The sequence below is a fragment of the Massilia pinisoli genome, assembly GCF_024753285.1.
Classification (GTDB): domain Bacteria; phylum Pseudomonadota; class Gammaproteobacteria; order Burkholderiales; family Burkholderiaceae_D; genus Telluria; species Telluria pinisoli.
The window spans coordinates 93,439-116,332 of sequence record NZ_JANUGW010000013.1 but is presented as its reverse complement, the minus strand read 5'-3'; the positions used below and the strand labels follow the sequence as shown (position 1 = coordinate 116,332).

Below are 22,894 nucleotides of genomic sequence, written 5' to 3'. Positions count from 1 at the left end.
TGTCTCCTCGTTGTTATTCTCTTACTCGATCACGTCGAAATCGACGACGACCTTGTCCGTCACGGGGAAGCTCTGGCAGCTCAGCACGAAGCCGCGCGCGACCTCGTAATCTTCCAGCGCGTAGTTGACGTCCATGTCGACCTGCCCGTCGCGCACCTTGCAGCGGCACGTCGAGCACACGCCGCCCTTGCACGAGTAACGCATGTCGAGGCCCGCGCGCAGGCCGGCGTCGAGGATCGATTCCTTGTCGCGGTCCATCGTGAAGCTGGCGTGGTTGCCGTCCATGATCACGGTGACTTCGGTAAGGTGGTGCGCGTCGTCCACCGCATGGCGGCGCGGCTTGCGCGGCTCTTGCGCGGCGCCGGCGACGAACAGTTCGATGCGGATGCGCTCTTTCGGCATGCCCGCTTCCTGCAGCGCGGCGGAGACGCCGTGCATCATGTCTTCCGGCCCGCAGATGAAGGCGTAGTCCACGTCTGCCACGCGCAGCCAGTGCTTGAACAGCTGGCGGCATTTGTCCTGCGTGATGCGGCCGTTGAACAGCTCGATGTCCTGGTGCTCGCGGCTCATCACGTAGACGAGATTCAAGCGCTCCATGTACTGGTCCTTCAGCTCGGCCAGCTCGTCGCGGAAGATCACGGACGACGACGCGCGGTTCCCGTACAACACGGTGAAGCGGCTGTGCGGCTCGGCGATCAACGTGGTCTTGACGATGGAGAGGATCGGCGTGATGCCGCTGCCGGCCGCGAACGCGAGGTAGTGGCGGCGGCTGTCCGGCTCGAGCGGCAGATTGAAGCGGCCTTCCGGCGGCATCACGTCGAGCGTGACGCCGGGCCGAAGGGCCTCGTTGGCCCAGGTCGAGAACAGGCCGCCCTGCACGCGCTTGATGGCGACGCGCAGCTTGTCGTCCTGCACGGCAGCGCAGATCGAATACGAGCGGCGTACGTCCTCGCCGTCGATCGTCGCGCGCAAGGTCAGGTGCTGGCCCTGGCAGTACTTGAATGCGTCGCGCAAATCGGGCGGGACGTCGAAAGTGACGGCGATGGCGTCGCGCGTCTCGTGCTTCACGTGCGCCACGGTCAATGGGTAGAACTTGCTCATGTCAGCCTCAGTGGCATTTGAAGTAATCGAACGGCTCGCGGCAGTCGAGGCATTGGTACAAGGCCTTGCACGGGGTCGAACCGAACTGGCTGGTCAGGCGCGTGTGCGTCGAGCCGCAATGCGGGCACGCCACAATCGGCTGCTCGATGGCATGGCGCTTCACGCCGCGGGTCAGCGCGCTGATGTCGATCACCTGCTGCACCGGCGGCGCGATGCCGTAGCCTTTCAGCGCGGCCTTGCCGGCGTCGCTCATCCAGTCCGTCGTCCACGCGGGCGACAGGCGGGTGACGATGCGCAGGTTGTCCACGCCGCGCGCGCGCAGCGCCTTGTCGATGTCCTCTGCGATGACGTCCATCGCGGGACAGCCGGAATACGTCGGCGTGATCGTGACGACACATGCGCCGTCGTCGGCCACGTCCACGTCGCGCACGATGCCCAGGTCGACGACCGAGATCACCGGGATCTCCGGATCCGGAACCTCGCCCAGCCAGGCCCGCACCCGGTCGGCCGTGATGCGCGACGCGGCCATCACCATGCCACGCCCGGGTAGGCGCGCTGCAGGAACTGCATCTCGGCCAGGATGTAGCCGAGGCGCTCCGTGTGGCGGCCTTGCTTGCCGCCGCGCTGCACGTACGCATCCGGCGGCGGCATCGTCAGCGTGGCTTCGTCGAGCACCTCGGCGACGTGGCCGAGGAACGCTGCGCGCAGCCCTTCGGCAGCCGGCGCGACGCCCTGTTCGACCATCGCCTGGTCGACGTCGTCGTAGATGAACATCTCCCCGGCGTAGGTCCACAGCTCGTCCAGCGCGTCCTGCATCTTGCGCCGGCTGACGTCCGTGCCGTCGCCCAGGCGCACGACGAGGTCGCCGCTGCGGCGCAGGTGGTACGTCACTTCCTTGATCGATTTTTCCGCGATCTCCGCGATGCGGCGGTCGCTGGAATCGGCCAGGCCGCGCATCAGGAAGTAATGCCACGTATCGAACAGGAACTGGCGCGTCAACGTCTGCGCGTAGTCGCCGTTCGGCTGCTCGACGAGCAGGCAGTTGCGGAAGTCGCGGGTGTCGCGCAGGTAGGCGAGGCGGTCCTCGTCGCGATCCTCGCCTTCGAGCTCGCCGGCATACGTGAGCCACATCCGGGTCTGGCCGAGCAGGTCGAGGGCGACGTTGGTCAGCGCCATGTCTTCTTCGAGCGCCGGGCCCTTGCCGCACAGCTGCGACAATTGCTGCGACAGGATCAAGGCGTTGTCGCCCTGGCGAAGGAGGTAGTCGAATTTGTTGGCATCCACGGCCGACTCACAGGTTCTTGACTTCTTCCGGCATCGGGAAGAAGGTCGGGTGGCGGTAGACCTTGCTGTTCGACGGTTCGAACAGCGCGTCCTTGTCGGCCGGGCTCGAGGCGACGATGTCGGCGGCCTTCACCACCCAGATCGATACACCTTCGTTGCGTCGCGTGTAGACGTCGCGCGCATTGTTGATCGCCATCTCGGCATCCGGCGCGTGCAGGCTGCCCACGTGCTTGTGGGCCAGGCCGTGCTGGCTGCGGATGAAGACTTCCCACAGGGGCCATTCTTTGCTCATTGCTGTCTCCATGTTTCTGGTGTTCTGTGCGGCTGCGGCGGAATTGATGACGCGTATCACCGTGTGGACGGCGGAGCCGTCCACCCTACGTCATGCCGCCTTTCTCGATGCTTGTTTGTCTGCATGCGCCACCAAGGCCTCGCGGAACCACGCGCCATCCTCGTAGGCCTTCACGCGCGTACGCAGCCGGTCCTTGTTGCACGGCCCGTTCCCCTTGAGGACGTTATAAAACTCTTCCCAATCGATCTCGCCGAAGTCGTAATGGCCCCGTTCTTCGTTCCATTTGAGGTCGGGATCGGGAATCGTGAGGCCGAGGAATTCGGCCTGGGGCACGGTCTGGTCGACCATGCGCTGGCGCAGCTCGTCGTTCGAGAACAGCTTGATGCGCCAGGCGCTCGACTGCGCGCTGTTGACGGATTCCGCGTCGGACGGGCCGAACATCATCAACGACGGCCACCACCAGCGGTTCAGGGCGTCCTGCGCCATCGCCTTCTGTTCGGGTGAGCCCTGCGCGAGCTTCATCATGATGTCGTAGCCCTGGCGCGCGTGGAACGACTCTTCCTTGCACACGCGGATCATCGCCCGTGCATACGGGCCGTACGAGCAGCGGCACAGCGGGATCTGGTTGATGATCGCGGAACCGTCCACGAGCCAGCCGATGGCGCCGATGTCGGCCCAGGTCAAGGTCGGATAGTTGAAGATGCTCGAGTACTTGGCTTTGCCCGCGTGCAGGGCGGCCAGCAGCTCGTCGCGCGACACGCCCAGCGTCTCCGCGGCGCTGTACAGGTACAGACCGTGGCCGGCTTCGTCCTGGATCTTGGCCAGCAGGATCGATTTGCGCTTCAGTGTGGGCGCGCGCGTCACCCAGTTGCCTTCGGGCAGTTGGCCGACGATCTCGGAATGCGCGTGCTGGGAAATCTGGCGGATCAGGGTCTTGCGGTAGGCCTCGGGCATCCAGTCCTTCGGCTCGATCTTGACGCCGGCGTCGATGCGCGCCTGGAACGCCTGCTCTTCCTCGCTCATGTCGGCGCGGGTCTGGACCTGTTTCAGGCCGGTGTCCACCATCTGTGCATACATGATCAGTCTCCGTTTGCGATCTGTCTGAATCCATAATACGATACAAGAATTGAGATGTATAGCGAAATTTTGAATCATATTGAGACGAGGTAGAATCGCAGCCCATGACCCAGACCAGCAGCCAGGAGTGGATCGCCCACTTCCTCGAGACCGACCCGCCCCGTTCCAAATCGCTCGTGATGACGATCTTCGGCGACGCCATCGCACCGCACGGCGCCCGGCTGTGGCTGGGCAGCCTGATCGAACTGATGGCGCCGCTCGACGTGACGGACCGGCTCGTGCGCACGAGCGTGTTCCGTCTCGTGCAGGAAGGCTGGCTCGTCGCGCAGCGCGAGGGCCGGCGCAGCAGCTATGCGCTGCGGCCCGCTGCCGCGCCCCGCTTCGCTCGCGCCAACCATCGCATCTATGCCGCGCCGGGCGTGGACTGGGACGGCCGCTGGACCCTGCTGCTCGCGCCCAACGGCAGCATCGACAGCGCCCTGCGCGCGGCCGTGCGCAAGGAACTCGAATGGGAAGGCTTTGCCATGCTGGCGCCGGGCCTGCTCGCGCATCCGGCGGCCGACCTGGACGGCGTGGCCGAGGTGTTGCGGCGCGTGGAAGCCAGCGGCAAGGTCTTCGTGTGCGCGGCGACGGAGCTGCCGGACGTCGGCGCGCGCCCGCTGGCGGAACTTGTGCGCGAAGGCTGGGACTTGTCGGCCGTCGTGACGGGCTACCGCCGCTTCATCGAGCAATTCACCCCGTTGCTTGACCTGCTGCGCGGAGAACCGGCACCGGCGCCTCAGCAGGCATTCATCGTGCGCACCCTCTTGATTCATGCCTACCGCCGCGTCCAGTTGCACGATCCGATGCTGCCGCTCGCGCTGCTGCCGCAGCCCTGGCCGGGGTCGGAAGCGTATGCGCTGGCGCAGGCGATCTACCGTCTCGTCTGGGAGCCGGCCGAACGACACCTGATGGATGTGCTGCGGCGCGAGGATGCGGACGCGCCGGAGGCCGATGCGGGCCTGTACGACCGGTTCGGCGGACTGCGCTGATCAGCAATCGACGGCGAACTGCGCGGCGGCCATCGGATGGCGGATCCGGTCCAGCGCGAGTTCCAGGTCGAGCCCAGGCCAGTACAGGCATTCGCGGCCCAGGTGTTCGATGCGGCACAGCTGAGCGACGGTCGCATGCTCGAACCAGGGAAACAGCGCGAACGGCAGGTACAGCTCTTCCTCGCGCCAGCGCAGCCAGAAGCCGCGCCGGTCGATGCTCGTGATTTCCGGCCGCGCCACGCGGATAGTCGTCATGCTCCGTCTCCTCGATGAGGCCAAGCAAGAACAGTAGCAAAGGCCACGGCATCATCCTTTGCGCGCGAGCAGAGCATCCGATTCCGCCGGCGAAAGCGGTATCATGCCGCCTCACAGCCAACAACAACAGGACACACCATGTCTATCAAGATCAGCAGCCAGTTCGACGCTGGCGCCATCGAGATCGTGAACGCCACGAGCGCGCACGCCATCGACCTGAACATCCGCAAGGATTCCCACGCCGACTTCGCCCAGTGGTTCTACTTCCGCCTGCAGGGCGCGCAGGGCGAGCCGTGCGCGATCCGCCTGCTCAACGCCGGCCAGTCCGCGTATCCGAAGGGCTGGGAGGATTACCAGGCGATGGCCAGCTACGACCGCGTCAACTGGTTCCGTGTGCCGACCCGCTTCGACGGCCAGGTGCTGACGATCGAGCACACGCCCGCGATGGACAGCGTCTACTACGCCTATTTCGAACCCTATTCGTGGGAGCGTCACCTGGAACTGCTGGACCGCGCCCAGATGTCGGAGCACGTGCGCATGCTGGACCTCGGCTCGACCATCGACGGCCGCGACCTGAACCTGCTCGTCATCGGTGAGCCGGACGCCGGCAAGAAGACCGTCTGGGTCATCGCGCGCCAGCACCCGGGCGAGACGATGGCCGAGTGGTTCGTCGAAGGCATGCTCGACGCCCTGCTCGACCCGGCCCACCCGTTCGGCCGCCAGCTGCTGAAAGAGACCGTGTTCTACGTCGTGCCGAACATGAACCCGGACGGGTCCGTGCGCGGCAACCTGCGCACGAACGCGGCGGGTGCCAACCTGAACCGCGAGTGGCTGAACCCGTCGATGGAACGCAGCCCGGAAGTCTTCCTGGTGCGCAAGAAAATGGAAGAGACGGGCGTCGACCTGTGCCTCGACGTCCATGGCGACGAGGGCCTGCCGTACGTCTTCATCGCCGGCTCCGACGCGCTGCCCACCTTTACCGCCGAGCAGGCCGCCGCGCAGAAAGCGTTCTCGGACGCGTTCATGATCGCCAGCCCCGACTTCCAGGACGTCCACGGCTACCCGAAGGAGCCATACACGGACGAGGTGCTGACGATGGGTTCGCCGTACGTGACGCACGCGTTCGGCTGCCTGTCGCTCACGCTGGAACTGCCGTTCAAGGACAACGCCAACGACCCCGATCCGCAAGTCGGCTGGGACGGCGCCCGCAGTGCGCGCCTCGGTGCCGCGGTGCTGCAGCCGGTGCTGCAAGCGGTCCGTCAGTTGGAGAAATGAAAAACGGGGCGCTGGCCCCGTCTGGAACGACGAACGCCACGGCCGCTCCGCGCACCGTGGCGTTTTTCATGCTGCTTACAGGAACGTGAACACCTGCTCCTGCGCCAGCCGCGACTTCGGCAGCGCGGCATTGAAATCGCTGTCGGCATGGTAGCCGAAGGCCAGCAGGACGAGACTGGCGAGGCCCTTCTCGTGCAGGCCCAGTTCCGCGTCCAGCGCGGCCGGATCGAGGCCTTCCATCGGCGTCGTGTCCACGCCCAGCGCACTGGCGGCCAGCATGGCGTTGCCCAGCGCGATATAGGCCTGCTTCTCGAACCACTGCGGCAAGTCCTTCAGCGTGTAGCGGTGCAGGTTGACGTAGCCGAGGCGACCCTTGGCCTGGCCCGCCTTGGCGGCATCGTCCTTGAACCGGCCGTCGCGCTGTTCCTGCTCGAGCAGATGGTCCAGGTGGCCGCCTTCCGCGTCGACGCGCGTGCAGAACAGGATGACGTGCGAGGCATTCAGGATCTTGGCCTCGTTGTAGCTGTACGGTCCTTGCACGCCTTTGGCCAGGCGCGCCTTTGCTTCCGGCGTGCTGGCGACGATGAAGTGCCACGGCTGGGAGTTCACGGACGACGGGCTGTTGCGCAGCACCTCGTAGATCTGCTGCATCGTCTCTTCCGGCACGCGGCGGGACGGGTCGTAGGCCTTGGCGGTGTAGCGCTTGCGGGCGGCGGCGAGAATATCCATCGGGTTCCTTTCGTGAATAATGTGCATCTGCACATTATTGCAGGAACCCGGCAATCGCGTGCGGCGTAACCCGGATCCGCACGCGCGACGGTTGGCGGTTTTTAATTGCCCGCGATGACCATCTTCTCGAGCAGGATCGACCCCGTCGACTTGTTACCGCGCGTCAGCACGTCGTTGCCGACGCCGACGATAGCCTGGAACATGTCCTTCATATTGCCCGCGATGGTGATCTCTTCGACGGGGTACTGGATGACGCCGTTCTCGACCCAGTAGCCGGACGCGCCGCGCGAATAATCGCCCGTGACGTAGTTCGTGCCCTGCCCCATCAGTTCCGTGACGAGCAGACCGGTACCCATCTTGCGCAGCATGCCTTCAAAATCGTCGGCGATCTTCGTGTCGGTCGAGACGAGTTCCAGGTTGTGCGAACCGCCCGCGTTGCCCGTCGTCTGCATGCCCAGCTTGCGCGCCGAGTAAGACGACAGGAAATAGCCCTGCAGCACGCCGTCGCTGACGACCTTGCGGCGCTGCGTGCGCACGCCCTCTTCGTCGAACGGGGCCGAGCCCACGCCGCCGATCAGGTGCGGATCTTCGACGATCTGGATGTGCGACGGGAAGATGCTGCTGCCGAGCGAGTCGAGCAGGAAGCTCGATTTACGATACAGCGCGCCGCCCGAGGTTGCCTGGACGAAAGCGCCCAGCAGGCCGGCGGCCAGCGGCGCCTCGAACAGCACGGGGCACGTGCGCGTGTCGAGCTTGCGCGCATGCAGGCGCGCGAGGGCGCGTTCGGCGGCATAGCGGCCGATCTTTTCCGGGTCGCCCAGCTTCTTCGGATCGCGCGCCGACGAATACCAGTCGTCGCGCTGCATGTGGGCGCCTTTGCCGGCGATCGGCGCGACGGACAGCGTGTGGCGCGAGAACGGGTAGCCGGCGCAGAAGCCCAGCGAGTTCGCCGCCACGAAGTGCGACTGTTGCACGTAGACGCTGGCGCCTTCGCTGTTCGTCACACGCTTGTCGACGGCGAACGCGGCCGCCTCGCAGCGCTGGGCGATGGCGACGGCATCCTCGGCATTGATGTCCCATGGGTAGCACAGGCGCAGGTCGCGGGGGTTCGTTTCCAGCAGGTCGGCGTCGGGCAGGCCGGCGGCCGGGTCCTCGGCGGTGAAGCGGGCGATGTTGTACGCGGCCTCGACAGTGGCGCGCAGCGAGTCGCGCGAGAAGTCGGACGTGTTCGCGTGGCCGCGGCGCTTGCCGCAGTAGACGGTCACGCCGATGCCCTTGTCCTTGTTCTGTTCGATGGTCTCGACCTGGCCCTTGCGCACCGTCACCGCCAGTCCGCTACCCTCGCTGATCTCGACCGACGCGTCGCTGGCGCCCGTTTCCTTGGCAATGGCCAGCACGTCCTGTGCGAGCTGCTTGAGCTGATCCTGGGTGTGGGTGAAGACGGTGTCGTTCATGTGCGTTTTTCGTGGCGAGCCCTAAAACAGTTATCATAGCAGCCGTTTACCGTTTTTACCGCCGGGCCGTGCGCCTGACGAATCCAGATCATCATGCCAAATGCCAACCGCGGCTCCGTCGGCTTCCGCTCCGACGAGTTCGACCAGGAATACGACCGCCCTTCCAAGTCCGAACTCAAGCGCCAGAGTAACGAGTTGCAAAAGCTCGGCGAACAACTCATCGAGGCCCCGCGCGACCGCGTCAAGCGCGTCCCGATGCCGGACGAAGTCCGCGACGCCATCCTCATGTGCCAGACCATCACCAACCACGAAGGCCGGCGCCGCCAGCTGCAATTCGTCGGCAAGCTGATGCGCACCCTCGACGAGGAAGAAGTCGCCGTCATCCAGCGCACCATCGAAAGCTGGAAAGGCACGTCGAAGGCCGAAGCGGCCGCCCTGCACGCGCTGGAGCGCCGCCGCGACAAGCTGCTGGCCGACGACAAGGCCCTCACCCAGCTGCTGGAAGAACACCCGCATCTGGACGTGCAGCACCTGCGCACCCTGATCCGCAACGCCCGCAAGGAACAGGCCGAGAACAAGCCGCCCAAGGCTTACCGCGAAATCTTCCAGATCCTGAAGGACCTGGCCAAGGCGCCGAAGGCCGCTGCGGAAGAGGAAGCCTCGGAAGACGAGGAAGAAGACGATGAGTCTGGACAATAAAGTCGACGAGCTCGTCGTCGGTTTGGTGTCGGTCTCGGACCGCGCCAGCGGCGGCGTCTACGAAGACAAGGGCATCCCCGCCCTGCGCGAGTGGCTGGAAGCCGCGCTCGTCACGCCCTTCCGCGTCGAGACCCGGCTGATCCCGGACGACCGCGCCAGCATCGAGCAGACGCTGGTCGAACTGGTCGACACGGTGCGCTGCCACCTCGTGCTGACGACGGGCGGCACGGGCCCCGCGCGGCGCGACGTCACGCCGGAAGCGACTGTGGCCGTGGGCACGAAGGAGATGCCCGGCTTCGGCGAGCAGATGCGCCAGATCAGCCTGCACTTCGTGCCGACGGCGATCCTGTCGCGCCAGACGGCCGTGATCCGCGAGACGCTTGATCACGCCGCGCTGATCATGAACCTGCCGGGCCAGCCCAAGTCGATCAAGGAAACGCTGGAAGGCTTGAAGGACGCGGACGGCAAGACAGTCGTCGGCGGCATCTTCGCGGCCGTCCCGTATTGCATCGACCTGATCGGCGGCCCGTATGCCGAAACCGATCCCGGGGTCTGCAAGGCCTTCCGCCCGAAATCGGCGCAACGACAAGCGGCGCAACGAACCAAGGACACCGCATGAGCGAACTGCTCGAACACATCCAGGTCGAGACCAACGACAACCCCGGGATCGCCATCATCTGGATGCACGGCCTCGGCGCCGACGGCAACGACTTCGTGCCGATGGTGCGCGAACTTGACCTCGCCGGCCTGCCCGGCATCCGCTTCATCTTCCCGCACGCGAAGACGATGCCGGTCACGATCAACAACGGCTACGTGATGCGGTCCTGGTACGACATCAGCGGCCTGGAACTCACGCGGCGCGAGGACGAGAACGGGCTGCGCGCGTCGCAGCAGGACATCGAAGCCTTCATCGCGCGCGAAAAGGCCCGCGGCATCCCCGCGTCGCGCATCGTGCTGGCCGGCTTTTCGCAAGGCTGCGCGATGGCCATCCAGACGGGCCTGCGCCATCCGGAACGGCTGGCGGGCCTGCTGTGCCTGTCGGGCTACGTGCCGCTGTCGGCGCAACTCGGGACGGAGCGCACGGAAGCCGGCAAATCCACGCCGATCTTCATGGCGCACGGCCGCTACGACAACGTGGTGCCGTTCAACCGCGCCGAGGCGTCGCGCGACCTGCTCGTCTCGCTGGGCTACGCGCTCGAATGGCATGAATACGCAATGCAGCACTCGCTGTGCCTGGAAGAAGTCCAGGACATCTCGGCGTGGCTGAAGAAAGTACTGGGCTGACCATGGCAAAGAAAGAACAGCTCGACGACGAGACGCTCGCCCTCATCCACTGGTGCATCGAGGTCGAGCACCACCTGGTCGCCGGCGGCGCCACGCAGAAGCAGGCGCAGGAGCACATCGAGGAACAGGTCGAGTGGTTCACCGACATGTTCTACGAAGGCTTGACGCCGGAACAGGCTGCGAAGGAAGCGCTGGCGTAAGCCTTCACATCCCGCGGAACAGGTGCTGGAAGCGCTGGCTGACGGGCAGCCGCGCCTTGTGGCCGCGCAGGTGCACCCACAGCGCGCCATCCTCGGCGCGCGCGGCAGTGGCGATGCGCCGCACGGCCACCATATAGCCGCGGTGGATCTGCCAGAATGCGGCCGGGTCGAGCGCATCGGCCAACTCCTTCAAACTCAGGCGGATGTGGGCTTCGAGGCCGTCCGTCACGACGCGCGTGTACTTGGCGTCGGCGCAAAAATAAATGACGTCCGCCAGGTCGATGAAATGGATCGTGTTGCCGACCGTCGCCTGCAGCCAGGCCGGAGACTTCGGCACGGGCCGCAACCGAGATGCAGCAAGATGCGCGAGATGCGTGAGGTCCGGCGGCGGCGATGCCAGGCGCGCACGCACGCGCTCGACCGCGCGCGCGAGGCGTTCCAGCGCGATCGGTTTTACCACGTAGTCGACGGCCCCTTCGTCGAAGGCGGCCAGCGCGTGCTCGCCATAGGCCGTCACGAACACGACATGCGTGCGCGCACCGAACACGCGCGCCACTTCGAGGCCGTCCAGGCCCGGCATGCGGATGTCGAGGAAGGCCACGTCCGGCATCCATTCGCGGCCCAGGCGCAGGGCCTCGATGCCGTCCTGTGCGACGGCGACGGCCGCTTCGGGCCACAGGCGTTCCAGGGCCTCGACGAGTTCCGCGCGCAGCAGCGGTTCGTCGTCGGCGACGAGGATACGGGGCGCCGTCATGCCGCCAGCTCCACGCCTACCACGGCCGGCAACGTCAGCACCGCTTCCGTCAAGCCGGCATCGCCGCGGCGCAGGACGAAGCCGGCGCGCGTGCCGTACAGCGCCTGCAGGCGCTCGCGCAGGTTGCGCAGGCCGACGCCCGTCCCCAGCGTCGCGTCGCCGATGCCGGCGCCATCGTCCGCGACGACGATGGTCAGCACGTCGGCCTGCCAGGCGGCCGTCACGGCGATGCGCACGGTGCCCGGCTTCGGTTCGACGCCGTGGCGCACGGCATTCTCGACGAGCGTCATCAAGAGCAGCGGCGGCATCGGCATGGCGGCCAGCGCGGACGGGCAATCGAGCCGGTATTGCAGGCGCTCGCCGAAGCGGATCGCCATCAGCGCCAGGTAGTGCCCGGCCAGTTCGAATTCGCGGCCCAAGGTCGACGCCTCGCTGCGCATGTCGGGCAGTGCGCTGTGCAGGTAGGCGATCAGGTGTTCGAGCATCTCGACGGCGCGCGGCGGTTGATGACGCGCCAGGTATCTCGTGTTGGCGAGCGTGTTGTACAGGAAGTGCGGTTCGACCTGGGCCTGCAGCGCTTTCAGCTCGGCCGCCAGCGCCGCGCTGCGCAGGTCCGCCATCTGCCGGGCGCGTGCGCGGGTGCGGGCGAACCACAGCGGCAGCCCGAGCACGGCCGCGTTCACGCCGAACACACAGGCCAGCAGCTGCGCGTCCGGCAGCGCGTGCAGGTCCCACGCCGCGAGCGTCCTTTGGTAGACGGGCAGCACGGCCCACGCGCCGGCGCCGGCCGCGGCAAGCAGCAGGCCGGCAGCGGCCGTCCAGCCGAGCCGGCGGCCGGCCATGCGCGCCACGAGCAGCAGCAGCGCGCATGCCACGAATCCCGGCACGAAGATCGCACCGAACAGGGCGAGCAAGGCGGGGCGCCCCAGCAGCAGCGCGCCGCCCGCGACAAGCGCCAGGCACAGGACACTGAGCAGGCCCTGGCGCCACGAGCAGCCGTACAGGCGGCGGATGGCGCGGGTGCAATCGTCGTTCATCGCTAGGGTCACAAGGTCGGCGTGGTCGGGAGGGCGGCTTCGGGCGGCATCTGGTCGGCGGGGACGTCACGGCCGACCGTCTCGAAGGCGACCGGCTCCATCCACACTTCGCCGGTGCCCGCGCCGATGGCGCCGAACGAGATCATGTCCGCATCGGCCGGCACGTCCAGCACGATGCTGCGCTCCTGCCAGGCGGCGGTACCCTTGACCGGCTTGCCCGCGGTGTTGAAGAAGGCCAGCGTGCGGCCATCCTTCGCATTCACGCTCATCCACAATCCGCCCCATTTGCTCATGTCCTCGGTGCGCAGGCGGGCGCGGAAGCGTACGCGCTGGCCGAGATAGCGCTGCGCCTGGACGGACTGCAGCAGCGACGCCCACGCGTCGCGATCGTTCGTCTTACTGCGCAAGAACTTGGCGCCCCGCCCTTCCGGCGACGTGTCGACGCCGGCCGTGAATTTGTCGGGGTTGTTGCCGGCGACGTGCCAGCTCGGCGGCAGCGGCGCGGGCGTCGCGGCCAACGCGAGGACGGTGGTGGCGGCTGCCGCGGCGGCGAGGATGTAGTGGGGTTTCATCGGCTTGTCTTTCACGAGTGGTTGAGGAGCCGTCACTATGCCGCCGGCGCGGACGACCCGCGGGGCCACGCGACGGACGGCCGCCGCGCCGCGACAGGCGCGTCCCGTGGCCGACGAGCTAGTCGGGCAGCGGCGCCACGCTCGACGCCGGCACCGCCGTGCGCGCCGTGTTCATCACCATCGCGAGGAACGTGTAATAACCGTTCACGCCCATCAGGTCGACGACGCCCTGCTCGCCGAACAGCGCGAGCGCGTCGTCGTAGACACGGTCCGATACGCGCTTGTGGCGGTGCAACTCGAGGCAGAAGTCGTACACTACCGCTTCGTCGACGAGCAGCGCGGCCGGCCGCTCGCGCCGCGCGATGGCCGCGACGACGTCGGCAGGAATGCCGACCTGCTGCGCGATGGGCGCGTGGATCGCCCACTCGACCTGCTGGTCCCATTCGCGCGCCGTGACGAGGATCGCCAGTTCCGACAGCCGCACGCCGATGGCGCTGCGGTAGCGCAGGTATTCGCCGAGCTTCTGGGCATAGCCCATCAGCTCGGGACTGCGCAGCAGCGGCACGAACGGGCCGTACAGCGCACCGCGCGGGCCATTGATGATGTCCTGGGCGGCGGCGCGCTGGGCGTCGGTCCAGTCTTCCGGGGGGATCGGGCGGAGGCGGTCGGTCATGGGCGAAAATATTCGCATGCCTTCAGGCAAAAATCAAAGGAATCCGGGCGCTTCCCGCTTATTTTCCATCCTTGTCAAACGTCAACTTTCAGGGAGCCCACATGAGTCATATCCTGCACAGGAGCCTGCGCCAGACGCCGCCCGTCGCTGTCGGCGGCGCGGGCGTCTACCTGTACGACAACCACGGCCGCAGCTATCTCGACGCCAGCGGCGGCGCGGCCGTCTCGTCGCTCGGGCACGGCCATCCGGACGTGATCGCGGCCATGCACCGCCAGATCGACCGCTGCGCCTATGCCCACACCGCGTTCTTCACGACCGAGGTGGCGGAGGAACTGGCCGACTGCCTCGTCGCGAACGCGCCGGACGGTATCGAGGGCGTGTACCTCGTGTCGGGCGGCTCGGAAGCGATGGAGACCGCGCTAAAGCTGGCGCGCCAGTACTTCGTCGAGGCCGGAGAATCGCAGCGCTCGCTGTTCATCGCGCGGCGCCAGAGCTATCACGGGAATACCCTCGGCGCGCTGGCCGTGGGCGGCAACGAGTGGCGCCGCCAGCCGTTCGCCCCGCTGCTGATCGACGTCGAGCGCGTCTCGGCCTGCTACGAATACCGCGGCCGCGCCGACGACCAGACCGTCGACCAGTACACGGCGATGCTGCTGGACGAACTGGAGGCGGCGATGCTGCAAGCCGGTCCGGAGCGGGTGATCGCATTCTGCGCAGAACCCGTCGTGGGCGCGACGGGCGGCGCCATCCCGCCCACGCCGGGCTACTTCCGCGGCGTGCGCGCGCTGTGCGACAAGTACGGCATCCTGTTCATCGCCGACGAGGTGATGTGCGGGATGGGCCGCACGGGTACGATGTACGCGATCGAGCAGGACGGCGTGGCGCCGGACCTGATCGCGGTGGCCAAGGGCCTGGGCGCGGGCTATCAGCCGATCGGCGCGGTGCTCGTGAGCGGCACCATCGTCGAGCGCCTGCGCGCGGGCAGCGGCGTGTTCCTGCACGGGCATACGTATATCGGACATCCCGTGGCGGCGGCGGCGGCGCTGGCCGTGCAACGGGTGATCGAGCGCGACGACCTGCTGACCCAGGTGCGCCTGCGCGGCGCAACGCTGCGCGCCATGCTGGACGAGGAATTCGAGGATCACCCGCACGTGGGCGACATCCGCGGCCGCGGGCTGTTCCTCGCGCTGGAACTGGTGCGCGAGCGCGACGACAAGACGCCATTCGCGCCCGAGCTGAAACTGCACGCGGCGATCAAGGCGCGCGCGATGGAGAACGGCCTGCTCGTGTATCCGATGGGCGGCACCATCGATGGCCGCTGCGGCGACCACGTGCTGCTGGCGCCGCCGTTCGTCGTCACCCAGGGGGACCTGGGCGAGATCGTGGGGAGGCTGAAGGATTCGATCGACGCCGCGGTAGGGTGGACGGGTTCCCCGTCCACGCGTTCAAATCACGTTTGAATTGACGCGCGGGCAGGCATTTGCCGGTTGAACGCGTGGACGGGAGACCCGTCCACCCTACTCATCATCGGATTACGATTTGGGATGCGCGACCACTTCCTGCTGCTGCTCGCCAAGCCCCGCGATCCCGAGACGCAGCTTGTCGCCCTTCTTGAGGAAGCGCTGCGGGCTGCGGCCCAGGCCCACGCCCGGCGGCGTCCCCGTCGTGATGATGTCGCCCGGCTCCAGAGTCATGAAGCGCGACAGGTAGCTCACGATCTGCGCCACGGTGAAGATCATCTTCGACGTGTTCCCCGTCTGCACGCGCTTGCCGTTCAGTTCCAGGTACAGGTCGAGGTCCTGCACGTCGAAGATCTCGTCCTTCGTCACGAGGAACGGGCCGACGGGGCCGAACGTGTCGCAGCCCTTGCCTTTATCCCACTGCGAGCCCAGCTCGAACTGGTAGGCGCGCTCCGAGACGTCGTTGACGACGCAATAACCGGCCACGTATTTCAGCGCGTCCTTCTCGTCCACGTACTGCGCGCGGGTGCCGATGACGACGCCCAGCTCGACTTCCCAGTCGGTCTTCTTCGAGCCTTTCGGCAGCTGGATAGGGTCGTCCGGACCGTTCAGGCACGACGTCGCCTTCATGAACATGATCGGTTCCTTCGGGATCGGCGCGCCCACTTCGGACGCATGGTCGGAGTAATTCATGCCGATCCCGATGAACTTGCCGACGCCCTTCACCGGCACACCGAGGCGCGGATTGCCGCGCACGAGCGGCAGCGTCTTCCAGTCGACCTTCGCGAGCTTGCGCAACGCCTTGTCCGACAAGACCGACGCGTCGACGTCCTCGATCACGCCGGACAAATCGCGCAGGCGGCCTTCCTCGTCGAACAGGCCCGGTTTTTCCTTACCGGGGCGACCGTAGCGAACCAATCTCATATTCTTCCTTCTGTGTGAGCAAAACGATGCGGCATTTTACTTGACGCCGCTGAAGGAAGTTGAGGGCATAGCCGACGAGGCCGGGCAGCTGCAGCGCCACCAGCACGCCGAACGCGACACGGTAGGCCAGCGCCGGGACGTGCCCGCCCGCGTCCGGCCGCCACACGCCGACGATCAGCCCGAAGCCGGCCTGCACGAGGAACGCGCCGATGAAAATCAGGAGATTCAGGCACGTGGCGGCCCGCCCGGTCAGCGCGCGCGGCAGGCTTTGCGCGACGATCGCGTATTCGATGCCCGTGATAGTGCCGACGAGCGTGAACAGCACCGACAGCAGCTGCAGGCTGGGACGCCAGTTGCACGCGATCGCCACCTGCACGAGCACGAACAGGGCGACGCCGACGGCGGCCACGTCCAGCGGCTCGATGCCGCGCCGGCCGGCCCATTCCGTGATCATGCCGACGGCGATGGCGCCGAAGATCACGGACGCCATCCCCATGTACAGCAGGTAGGCGACGGCGCCGTCCGGGAAGCGGGCCACGTCCGACAGCCAGCGGCCGATCCACAGGCCCTGGATGCCGAAGAAGATCGCATGCGGCACGAGCACGAGGGAGACCGTCGTGCGGAACGCGGGCGCGCGGTACACGTCCAGCACGGAGCGCACGGTAGGCATCGCGCCGCCGGCGCCGTTCGATCTGGGCGTGACGAGCCAGATCAGCGCACCGCAGCACGCGGTGAGCGCGGCCAGCAGCACGAACAAGCCGCGCCAGTCCGTGTGCAGCAGCAGCATCCGCACGGGCATCGTGCTCGACGCGGCCCCCAGCCCGCCCACGGCGATCAGATAGCCCTGCACGGACGGCAGGCGCTTGGGCGAGATCCACGTGGAGATCGCCTTCACGGCCGACATGAAACAGCCGCCCAGGCCGCAGCCGATGACGGCACGCGCCAGCACCAGCTGGCCGAAGTTGCGGCCCGTGGCGAACAGCAGCGTGCCCAGCGCGGCCAGGAGCATCAGCACGAACTGCACCTTGCGCGGCCCATAGCGGTCGAGCGCGATCCCGACCGGCAACTGGACGAGGGCGAACGCGAAGAAGAACGCGCTGGTGAGGAGGCCGAGCTGGCCCGGCGTCAGCGCCAGCGCGCCGACCAGATGCGGCGCCAGCACGGCGTTCACGTTGCGCAGCAGCGACGAGAGGTAATGCCCTAGCGCGAACGGCAGGAACACGTAGAAAAACACTGCCACCCCGTTGAGGCGCGACTGGCTCTGGTCGGTTTCCATGGACACCTCCTGCGACTCAGGCCGCGTCGGGTTGACTGTCGCTGGCGCGCCGGTCGTGCGCGGATACAGCCTGGATCGGGATCACGCGGCCGAGTGAGCCCGCGGTGTCGTGCTCGTCCTCGCCGCCCTCGAAGAAGAATTTCTTGCGGCCGAACGCGGGTTTCAGGTGATCGAGCCAGGTGGCCTCGGGATCGTATTTCGCGAAGAACGGCCGGCGGACCCACTCCGGATTGCGCGCCTGCAGGAACTGCAGCGCGAACAGCTTCTCGCCGTTGATCGTGACGACGCCGTCGATCACGACCTTGCCCGGAAAGGCGCTCATCGACGGCCCGCGCACGGTGCGCGACAGGCCCGACACCATGCTGTACGCGGACTGGAAGATCTCGTGCGCGCGCGCCAGCGGCAGCGCGAAGTACTCGCGCGGACCGGTGTCGCGCTCGACGAACATGTAGTACGGGATGGCGCCCAGGCGCACGCCCGTCGTCCACAGCTCGGCCCAGCTGTGCGGGTCTTCGTTGATGTGGCGGATCAAGGGGCCCTGCATGCGCAACGTGGCACCCGTGCCGACGATGCGCTTGACGGCCTGCTGGGCAATGGGTTGGCGCAGCTCGACGGCGTGGTTGTAATGCCCCATAAGCGCGAGGTTCTTGCCCGCGTTGACGACTTTCTCGAACAGCCGCATCAAATCGTCGCTGTCCTTGTCCGACACGTAGCGCTGCGGCCAGTACGCGACCGACTTGGTGCCGATGCGGATGTTCTGGATGTGCGCCAGCTCGGGTGCCAGCAGCGGTTCGATGAACTCGGCCAGCGAGCGCGTATTCATGATCATCGGATCGCCACCCGTGATCAGGACGTCCGTCACGTCCGGATGCGTGGCCAGGTAAGACACGAGCTCCGTGCACTCGCGCGCATCGAACTTCATCTCCTCCATGCCGACGAACTGCGGCCAGCGGAAGCAGAACGTGCAATAGGCGTGGCACGTCTGGCCCGCGCTGGGGAAGAACAGCACGGTTTCCTTGTACTTGTGCTGCAGGCCCTTCAAGGGCGCGTCGTTCACGCGCGGCACGTTGTGCGTCATCTGGCCGGCCGGATGCGGATTCATGCGCATGCGGATGTCGTGCACGAGCTTTGCGATCGCGGCGTCGTCCTTTTTATACAGCACGAGGTCGCGCAACTGCTCGTATTCGCGGGCGGGCAGCATGTCGCGATGGGGAAACGTCAGGCGGTAGATCGGATCGTCGGGAATATTGTTCCAGTCGATCAGGTGGTCCATCACATATTCGTTCGTCCGGAAGGGCAGCACATGGGAGACCACTTGCACCGCTTCCTGCAGGTCGGGGCTCATCCATTGCCACTGGCGGGCGTTCTGGATCGATTGGCGGGTATAGGGCTTGAACTTGGCGGGCGTCGCGTCGAGGGTCACGGGAGTTCTCCTGGTGAGAATGGTTGGTGGCAGCAAAAGGTGACGCATGGAAATAATTGCCGACAGGAAGCGATAGTAGGGAGCCGGCATCCCGGCCGAGTTGCCGAGAGTCAAGTCAACATTCCGTTTCTCACCCATTTCCACGCGCACTGCGCGAGATCAGCGTTGCCTTTGCGCCCGCACATCGGGGACCGCTTGCGTTAGCACAACAGCCCGGCGAGACCCCCGGCGTAGAGTACGAAATGCAAATAGGCAACTTTTAGACCTATCCCTCTTCCCCGAAAGGACATCCTATGAAACCGACCGCAACCGTATTCGCCGCCGTCCTGTGCCTGTCCTGCGCCGCCGCGCTCGCCTCGGAACCGACCACGAAAGACGCGATCGCCATGGCCGAGCGCGGCGCCGCCATGGTCAAGGCCAAGGGCAAGGAAGAAGTCATGAAACGCATCACGGCCAAGGACCCGGAGTTTGTCCAGGGCTCGTTGTACATCGACATGCGCGACGTCAAGACCGGCATCGTGCTGGCCCATCCGTACAACCCGTCGATCGTCGGCAAGGACTTGACGGACGTGCCCGACGCCAACGGCAAGAAATACCGGCGCGAGATCATCGAGCTGGCCGCGGCCAAGGGCAAGGGCTGGGTCGACTACCAGTACAAGAACCCGGCCAGCGGCAAGATCGAGCCGAAGACGACGTACATCCTGCTCGTCGACGGCGTCGTGCTCGAGGCCGGGCTGTACAAGAAGTAAGGCCCGCGGGCGGCACGCCCGAGTTGCGACTTGCGGAGCGAAGCATGCTGAAGAAACTAAGGATCGGTCCGAAGCTGCTGCTGGCGCCCGGCCTGGTGCTGGTGCTGCTGTTGATGCTGTCCGGTGCCGCCTGGTACGGGATGGTGCGCCAGAACGCGTCGCTGGAAAACATCGTGCAGGTCCGCGCGGCGCGGCTGAAACGCGTGGCCGACGTGGCGGGCGACGCCAAGTACGTCCACGCCAACGCCTACCAGCTGCTGGCCTGGATCAACGGCAGCTTCGCCAAGAACCGCCTCGACGCCCTGATCGCCGACATCGCCGCCCGGCACGCCGCCGTGCAGGCCCGCTTGCAGGAACTCGCACGCACGACCGACGGCGCCGAGCGCAAGCCGGTCGAGGCGTCGCTGGCGGCGCTTGCCGCCTACCGCAAGGCCGTGCAGGACACCATCGAAATGGCGCAGGTCGACCAGTCGATCGCCACCAACTCGATGCAGAAGGCGGAAAAGGAATTCGTCGTGCTGAACCAGCAACTGGCCCAGCTGGCCGCGCTGGAACAGACGCTCAGCGAGCAGGCCGACGCCGCCGCGCGCGCGGAATTCCACAGCCTCGGCACGTGGATGGCCGCGCTGGTGCTGCTGTCGATCGTCGTCTCGCTGGCCGTCACCATGGCCGTGCGCCGCGCCATGCTGCGCGACATCGCCGCCATCTCCGTCGTCGTGGGCGACCTGGCCGAGGGACGCCTGTGCGCCAGCGCCGGCAACGACGGCCGCGACGAGATCGCGGACACGGCGCGCGCGCTCGACCAGACCATCGCCAACCTGAACACCACGTTGCGCAGCGTGCTCGATGCCGTGCGCTCGATCGACACGGCGTCGCAGGAAATCGCCAGCGGCAACCTCGACCTGTCGGGCCGCACCGAGCTGCAGGCCGGCTCGCTGCAGCAGACGGCGAGCACGATGGAAACGCTGACCCAGGCCGTCAAGGGCAATGCCGACAACGCCCGCCTCGCGACGGAACTCGCGGCCGAGGCGGCGCGGCTGGCGGCCGGCGGCGGGCGCGCCGTCGACCGCGCCGTCGCGACGATGGAGTCGATCCGCGCCAGCTCGCGCAAGATCGTCGAGATCACGGGCGTCATCGACGGCATCTCGTTCCAGACGAATCTGCTGGCGCTGAACGCCGCCGTCGAAGCGGCGCGCGCGGGCGAACAGGGCCGCGGCTTCGCCGTCGTCGCCAGCGAGGTGCGCACGCTCGCGCAGCGCTCGGCGTCCGCCGCGAAAGAGATCAAGGCGCTGATCGCCGATTCCGTCGCGATCATCGACAGCGGCAGCGTGGCCGTGGGCGAGGCAGGGTCGAGCATGGGCAGCGTCGTCGCGTCCGTGCAGCAGGTGAACGACATCATCAACCGCATCAGCGCCGCCAGCAGCGAGCAGGCCGACGGCATCGCGGAGATCAACCGCGCGGTCGGTCAGATGGACGACATGACGCAGCAGAACGCCGCCCTCGTCGAACAGGCCGCGGCGGCGGCGGCGAGCCTGCACGAGCAGACCGTCAACCTGGCGCGCGCCGTCGCCATCTTCCGCATCGAAGACAGCGGGGACGAGGCGCCCGTCGAACGGCGCGCACCGGACAGCCCGCTGCGCGGCCGGCCCGCACTCGCGCATGGGCCCGCGGGCGACGCTGCGGATGCACCCCGCCCACGCCGCGTCGTGGGCGGCTGACGGCGCTCAGCGGAACGGCTTGCTGACCCAGCGCGAGTGGGCCAGGCCGAAGCGCCAGGGCACGTCGACGGCTTTCGATATGCCGATGCGTGGCCCGCTGACCACCTCGATGCCGGGCGGTGCCGGCGCCAGCTCGAACGGCGCCGCCGCCAGGGACCGGCCGTTCAGGGCGCGCGTGACACCCAGCGCCTGGCACAGCTTGCCCGGCCCGGAACACAGCAGCCAGTGATCCGTCGTGCCGCGCCGCTCGACCATCGTCTCCAGCCCCGTCACGGGTTCCAGCGCGCGGATCAGGACCCCGGCGCCATGTCCCTCTTCCCGGCAGACGAAGTTCAGGCACCAGTGGATGCCGTACGAGCGGTAGACATAGGCGTGGGCCGGCGGCCCGAACATCGCGACATTGCGGTCGGTCGGGCCGGAATAGCTGTGCGAGGCGGGGTCTTCGCCGTCGTATGCTTCCGTCTCGACGATGCGCCCACCGACGCCGTCGACGAGCACGGTGACGCCGATCAGCTGACGGGCGACGAGGTGCGAAGGTGATGAAAAATCAATGCCGGCAAGGATGGTTGAAGACATGGAGCAATTCTATATTGTTAAGATTTGACCGGTCGCACTGTCTGTTTCGCTACACAAAAGCAATACTTTGATGCAACTTCGACGGCAGTGGTTTATAGTGACACGCTTCGCACGTCTTTCCGTGCAGCATCATCCGTTTTCCCGTCCAGTCATGAGTACAGCAGCTGCCCTGGCGCGTCCGAGCGCCGCCGAGGATCCCGTCGACGCACTCATCAAGTCGATCCGTATCCCGCCCCGCCCCAGCCTGCTTGCAGACTTGCAGCGGGAACTCGCGTCGTCCGATCCCAGCCCGGCCGAGATCGCCCGCATTGTCGCCAGCGACGTCGGGATGTCGGGCGCGCTGCTGAAGCTCGCCAACTCGTCGATCTTCGGCGGCCGGCGCAAGGCCAAGTCGATCGAGCAAGCCATCCTGTTCCTCGGCATTAACCAGGTCGCGTCGCTGATGACCGGGTTGCTTGCACGCCAGGCGATTCCAGCGAACAGCGCGGCGCTGGCCAGTTTCTGGGACGTGTCGAGCCGGCGCGCCGAAGCGATGGTGTTCCTGTCGCGCCGCCTGCGCATCGGCGAGGCCGACGTGGCGCATACGTTCGGCCTGTTCTGCGACACGGGCGTGCCGCTGCTGATGGACCGCTTCCCAGCGTACGCCGCCACCTATGCGGCCGCATCGCTGGAGGCGGAATGCCCGTTCACGGCGCTGGAGCACGAGCGCCACAGCACGAGTCATACGGCGATCGGCACCCTGCTGGCCCGCAACTGGGGCCTGTCCGAAGAGGTCGCCTGGTCCATCCTGCACCATCACGACTACGCCGTGCTGGACGATGCCGACACGTCGTCGACCGTGCGCTCGCTGGTGGCGCTGTCGCTGCTGGCCGAGAACGCGATCCGCAAATACCAGGGCGACGCGGAATCGCTCGAGTGGAACAAGGGCGGCGCACGCGCGCTGGCCTACCTGGGCCTGTCGGACGAAGAGACGGCCGAGCTCCTGGACGAACTGCACGAAGCCTTCCACGCCGAGCAGTAAGCGTCTTTACATCCGGTCAGGACGGGCAGA

General features: G+C 66.8%; 26 protein-coding genes. 10 read left to right on the top strand and 16 right to left on the bottom strand.

Annotation, left to right across the window (positions count from 1 at the left end):
* Positions 1-21: 21 nt before the first annotated feature.
* The 5 genes from paaE to paaA form a co-directional block, all read right to left on the bottom strand.
* Complete coding sequence (gene paaE, locus NX784_RS17890; RefSeq protein WP_258818047.1) at positions 22-1,101, bottom strand: 1,2-phenylacetyl-CoA epoxidase subunit PaaE; 1,080 nt, start codon at positions 1,099-1,101, stop codon at positions 22-24.
* Positions 1,102-1,108: 7 nt separating this feature from the next.
* Positions 1,109-1,630, bottom strand: a complete 522-nt coding sequence (gene paaD / locus NX784_RS17885) for a 1,2-phenylacetyl-CoA epoxidase subunit PaaD (protein ID WP_258818046.1) — start codon at positions 1,628-1,630, stop codon at positions 1,109-1,111.
* Complete coding sequence (gene paaC, locus NX784_RS17880; protein ID WP_258818045.1) at positions 1,630-2,385, bottom strand: 1,2-phenylacetyl-CoA epoxidase subunit PaaC; 756 nt, start codon at positions 2,383-2,385, stop codon at positions 1,630-1,632. The genes paaD and paaC overlap by 1 nt, the downstream gene beginning before the upstream one ends.
* Positions 2,386-2,392: 7 nt before the next feature.
* Positions 2,393-2,677: a 1,2-phenylacetyl-CoA epoxidase subunit PaaB gene (gene paaB / locus NX784_RS17875; protein WP_036170214.1), complete on the bottom strand. Its 285-nt coding sequence runs from the start codon at positions 2,675-2,677 to the stop codon at positions 2,393-2,395.
* Positions 2,678-2,767: 90 nt separating this feature from the next.
* A complete protein-coding gene (gene paaA / locus NX784_RS17870; protein WP_258818044.1) occupies positions 2,768-3,754 on the bottom strand; it encodes a 1,2-phenylacetyl-CoA epoxidase subunit PaaA in 987 nt (328 codons plus the stop codon).
* 104 nt (positions 3,755-3,858) lie between these two features.
* Between paaA and paaX the strand changes: the two genes are divergently transcribed.
* Complete coding sequence (gene paaX, locus NX784_RS17865; RefSeq protein ID WP_258818043.1) at positions 3,859-4,785, top strand: phenylacetic acid degradation operon negative regulatory protein PaaX; 927 nt, start codon at positions 3,859-3,861, stop codon at positions 4,783-4,785.
* Here paaX and NX784_RS17860 read toward each other — a convergent pair whose 3' ends face one another.
* Positions 4,786-5,040, bottom strand: coding sequence for a DUF2442 domain-containing protein (locus tag NX784_RS17860; protein ID WP_258818042.1), 255 nt, complete (start codon positions 5,038-5,040; stop codon positions 4,786-4,788).
* Between the two features lie 138 nt (positions 5,041-5,178).
* Between NX784_RS17860 and NX784_RS17855 the strand changes: the two genes are divergently transcribed.
* Entirely contained in the window at positions 5,179-6,315 is a 1,137-nt protein-coding gene (locus NX784_RS17855) for a M14 family metallopeptidase (protein WP_258818041.1), read from the top strand.
* Between the two features lie 75 nt (positions 6,316-6,390).
* On the opposite strand, the gene nfsB is transcribed toward NX784_RS17855, so the two are convergent.
* Both nfsB and pmbA read right to left on the bottom strand, forming a co-directional pair.
* Entirely contained in the window at positions 6,391-7,044 is a 654-nt protein-coding gene (gene nfsB / locus NX784_RS17850; RefSeq protein ID WP_258818040.1) for an oxygen-insensitive NAD(P)H nitroreductase, read from the bottom strand.
* Between the two features lie 101 nt (positions 7,045-7,145).
* A complete protein-coding gene (gene pmbA, locus NX784_RS17845; RefSeq protein WP_258818039.1) occupies positions 7,146-8,498 on the bottom strand; it encodes a metalloprotease PmbA in 1,353 nt (450 codons plus the stop codon).
* Positions 8,499-8,591: 93 nt separating this feature from the next.
* Between pmbA and yjgA the strand changes: the two genes are divergently transcribed.
* From yjgA to NX784_RS17825, 4 genes are read left to right on the top strand one after another with little or no spacing between them, the layout of a single operon-like run.
* Positions 8,592-9,197 (top strand): ribosome biogenesis factor YjgA, encoded by a 606-nt coding sequence (gene yjgA / locus NX784_RS17840; protein ID WP_258818038.1) that lies wholly within the window; start codon positions 8,592-8,594, stop codon positions 9,195-9,197.
* On the top strand, positions 9,181-9,816 hold the full coding sequence (gene mog, locus NX784_RS17835; RefSeq protein ID WP_258818037.1) for a molybdopterin adenylyltransferase: 636 nt from the start codon (positions 9,181-9,183) through the stop codon (positions 9,814-9,816). The genes yjgA and mog overlap by 17 nt, the downstream gene beginning before the upstream one ends.
* A complete protein-coding gene (locus tag NX784_RS17830) occupies positions 9,813-10,481 on the top strand; it encodes an alpha/beta hydrolase (RefSeq protein ID WP_258818036.1) in 669 nt (222 codons plus the stop codon). The genes mog and NX784_RS17830 overlap by 4 nt, the downstream gene beginning before the upstream one ends.
* Before the next feature lie 2 nt (positions 10,482-10,483).
* Positions 10,484-10,681 carry a hypothetical protein gene (locus NX784_RS17825; protein WP_105376471.1) on the top strand — a complete coding sequence of 66 codons (198 nt, stop codon included), beginning with the start codon at positions 10,484-10,486 and terminating at the stop codon, positions 10,679-10,681.
* Between the two features lie 4 nt (positions 10,682-10,685).
* Here the strand turns inward: NX784_RS17825 and NX784_RS17820 are convergent, their stop codons facing one another.
* From NX784_RS17820 to NX784_RS17805, 4 genes are all read right to left on the bottom strand, one after another.
* Positions 10,686-11,435, bottom strand: a complete 750-nt coding sequence (locus NX784_RS17820) for a LytR/AlgR family response regulator transcription factor (protein ID WP_258818035.1) — start codon at positions 11,433-11,435, stop codon at positions 10,686-10,688.
* Positions 11,432-12,472 (bottom strand): sensor histidine kinase, encoded by a 1,041-nt coding sequence (locus NX784_RS17815; protein WP_258818034.1) that lies wholly within the window; start codon positions 12,470-12,472, stop codon positions 11,432-11,434. The genes NX784_RS17820 and NX784_RS17815 overlap by 4 nt, the downstream gene beginning before the upstream one ends.
* An 8-nt stretch (positions 12,473-12,480) precedes the next feature.
* A complete protein-coding gene (locus NX784_RS17810) occupies positions 12,481-13,044 on the bottom strand; it encodes a transcriptional regulator (protein WP_258818033.1) in 564 nt (187 codons plus the stop codon).
* A gap of 118 nt (positions 13,045-13,162) precedes the next feature.
* Positions 13,163-13,717: a carboxymuconolactone decarboxylase family protein gene (locus NX784_RS17805; RefSeq protein WP_258818032.1), complete on the bottom strand. Its 555-nt coding sequence runs from the start codon at positions 13,715-13,717 to the stop codon at positions 13,163-13,165.
* A gap of 101 nt (positions 13,718-13,818) precedes the next feature.
* Between NX784_RS17805 and NX784_RS17800 the strand changes: the two genes are divergently transcribed.
* Positions 13,819-15,177, top strand: a complete 1,359-nt coding sequence (locus tag NX784_RS17800) for an aspartate aminotransferase family protein (protein WP_258818031.1) — start codon at positions 13,819-13,821, stop codon at positions 15,175-15,177.
* Between the two features lie 72 nt (positions 15,178-15,249).
* On the opposite strand, the gene NX784_RS17795 is transcribed toward NX784_RS17800, so the two are convergent.
* Genes NX784_RS17795 through NX784_RS17785 form a run of 3 tightly spaced genes read right to left on the bottom strand, consistent with a single transcriptional unit; the run spans position 15,250 to position 18,800 of the window.
* On the bottom strand, positions 15,250-16,101 hold the full coding sequence (locus NX784_RS17795; protein ID WP_258818030.1) for a fumarylacetoacetate hydrolase family protein: 852 nt from the start codon (positions 16,099-16,101) through the stop codon (positions 15,250-15,252).
* Entirely contained in the window at positions 16,070-17,377 is a 1,308-nt protein-coding gene (locus NX784_RS17790) for an MFS transporter (protein ID WP_258818029.1), read from the bottom strand. The genes NX784_RS17795 and NX784_RS17790 overlap by 32 nt, the downstream gene beginning before the upstream one ends.
* 16 nt (positions 17,378-17,393) lie before the next feature.
* A complete protein-coding gene (locus NX784_RS17785; RefSeq protein ID WP_258818028.1) occupies positions 17,394-18,800 on the bottom strand; it encodes a KamA family radical SAM protein in 1,407 nt (468 codons plus the stop codon).
* A gap of 293 nt (positions 18,801-19,093) precedes the next feature.
* Here NX784_RS17785 and NX784_RS17780 point away from each other — a divergent pair, with 293 nt between their 5' ends.
* Positions 19,094-19,549: a cache domain-containing protein gene (locus NX784_RS17780; protein WP_258818027.1), complete on the top strand. Its 456-nt coding sequence runs from the start codon at positions 19,094-19,096 to the stop codon at positions 19,547-19,549.
* 44 nt (positions 19,550-19,593) lie between these two features.
* Positions 19,594-21,267, top strand: a complete 1,674-nt coding sequence (locus NX784_RS17775) for a methyl-accepting chemotaxis protein (protein ID WP_258818026.1) — start codon at positions 19,594-19,596, stop codon at positions 21,265-21,267.
* A gap of 6 nt (positions 21,268-21,273) precedes the next feature.
* Here NX784_RS17775 and NX784_RS17770 read toward each other — a convergent pair whose 3' ends face one another.
* On the bottom strand, positions 21,274-21,843 hold the full coding sequence (locus NX784_RS17770; RefSeq protein WP_258818025.1) for a DNA-3-methyladenine glycosylase: 570 nt from the start codon (positions 21,841-21,843) through the stop codon (positions 21,274-21,276).
* A gap of 151 nt (positions 21,844-21,994) precedes the next feature.
* Here NX784_RS17770 and NX784_RS17765 point away from each other — a divergent pair, with 151 nt between their 5' ends.
* A complete protein-coding gene (locus NX784_RS17765) occupies positions 21,995-22,864 on the top strand; it encodes an HDOD domain-containing protein (RefSeq protein ID WP_258818024.1) in 870 nt (289 codons plus the stop codon).
* The last annotated feature ends 30 nt before the right edge of the window (positions 22,865-22,894 follow it).

Bases quoted from the DNA above. Each gene is read 5' to 3' on its own strand.
- paaB (WP_036170214.1), bottom strand. From the start codon at position 2,677: ATGAGCAAAGAATGGCCCCTGTGGGAAGTCTTCATCCGCAGCCAGCAC.
- NX784_RS17825 (WP_105376471.1), top strand. From the start codon at position 10,484: ATGGCAAAGAAAGAACAGCTCGACGACGAGACGCTCGCCCTCATCCAC.
- NX784_RS17795 (WP_258818030.1), bottom strand. From the start codon at position 16,101: ATGAGATTGGTTCGCTACGGTCGCCCCGGTAAGGAAAAACCGGGCCTG.
- mog (WP_258818037.1), top strand. From the start codon at position 9,181: ATGAGTCTGGACAATAAAGTCGACGAGCTCGTCGTCGGTTTGGTGTCG.
- paaE (WP_258818047.1), bottom strand. From the start codon at position 1,101: ATGAGCAAGTTCTACCCATTGACCGTGGCGCACGTGAAGCACGAGACG.
- NX784_RS17810 (WP_258818033.1), bottom strand. From the start codon at position 13,044: ATGAAACCCCACTACATCCTCGCCGCCGCGGCAGCCGCCACCACCGTC.
- NX784_RS17855 (WP_258818041.1), top strand. From the start codon at position 5,179: ATGTCTATCAAGATCAGCAGCCAGTTCGACGCTGGCGCCATCGAGATC.
- NX784_RS17800 (WP_258818031.1), top strand. From the start codon at position 13,819: ATGAGTCATATCCTGCACAGGAGCCTGCGCCAGACGCCGCCCGTCGCT.
- nfsB (WP_258818040.1), bottom strand. From the start codon at position 7,044: ATGGATATTCTCGCCGCCGCCCGCAAGCGCTACACCGCCAAGGCCTAC.
- NX784_RS17820 (WP_258818035.1), bottom strand. From the start codon at position 11,435: ATGACGGCGCCCCGTATCCTCGTCGCCGACGACGAACCGCTGCTGCGC.
- paaX (WP_258818043.1), top strand. From the start codon at position 3,859: ATGACCCAGACCAGCAGCCAGGAGTGGATCGCCCACTTCCTCGAGACC.
- NX784_RS17860 (WP_258818042.1), bottom strand. From the start codon at position 5,040: ATGACGACTATCCGCGTGGCGCGGCCGGAAATCACGAGCATCGACCGG.
- NX784_RS17770 (WP_258818025.1), bottom strand. From the start codon at position 21,843: ATGTCTTCAACCATCCTTGCCGGCATTGATTTTTCATCACCTTCGCAC.
- NX784_RS17790 (WP_258818029.1), bottom strand. From the start codon at position 17,377: ATGGAAACCGACCAGAGCCAGTCGCGCCTCAACGGGGTGGCAGTGTTT.
- NX784_RS17830 (WP_258818036.1), top strand. From the start codon at position 9,813: ATGAGCGAACTGCTCGAACACATCCAGGTCGAGACCAACGACAACCCC.
- paaD (WP_258818046.1), bottom strand. From the start codon at position 1,630: ATGGCCGCGTCGCGCATCACGGCCGACCGGGTGCGGGCCTGGCTGGGC.
- NX784_RS17815 (WP_258818034.1), bottom strand. From the start codon at position 12,472: ATGAACGACGATTGCACCCGCGCCATCCGCCGCCTGTACGGCTGCTCG.
- NX784_RS17775 (WP_258818026.1), top strand. From the start codon at position 19,594: ATGCTGAAGAAACTAAGGATCGGTCCGAAGCTGCTGCTGGCGCCCGGC.
- NX784_RS17780 (WP_258818027.1), top strand. From the start codon at position 19,094: ATGAAACCGACCGCAACCGTATTCGCCGCCGTCCTGTGCCTGTCCTGC.
- pmbA (WP_258818039.1), bottom strand. From the start codon at position 8,498: ATGAACGACACCGTCTTCACCCACACCCAGGATCAGCTCAAGCAGCTC.
- yjgA (WP_258818038.1), top strand. From the start codon at position 8,592: ATGCCAAATGCCAACCGCGGCTCCGTCGGCTTCCGCTCCGACGAGTTC.
- paaA (WP_258818044.1), bottom strand. From the start codon at position 3,754: ATGTATGCACAGATGGTGGACACCGGCCTGAAACAGGTCCAGACCCGC.
- NX784_RS17805 (WP_258818032.1), bottom strand. From the start codon at position 13,717: ATGACCGACCGCCTCCGCCCGATCCCCCCGGAAGACTGGACCGACGCC.
- NX784_RS17765 (WP_258818024.1), top strand. From the start codon at position 21,995: ATGAGTACAGCAGCTGCCCTGGCGCGTCCGAGCGCCGCCGAGGATCCC.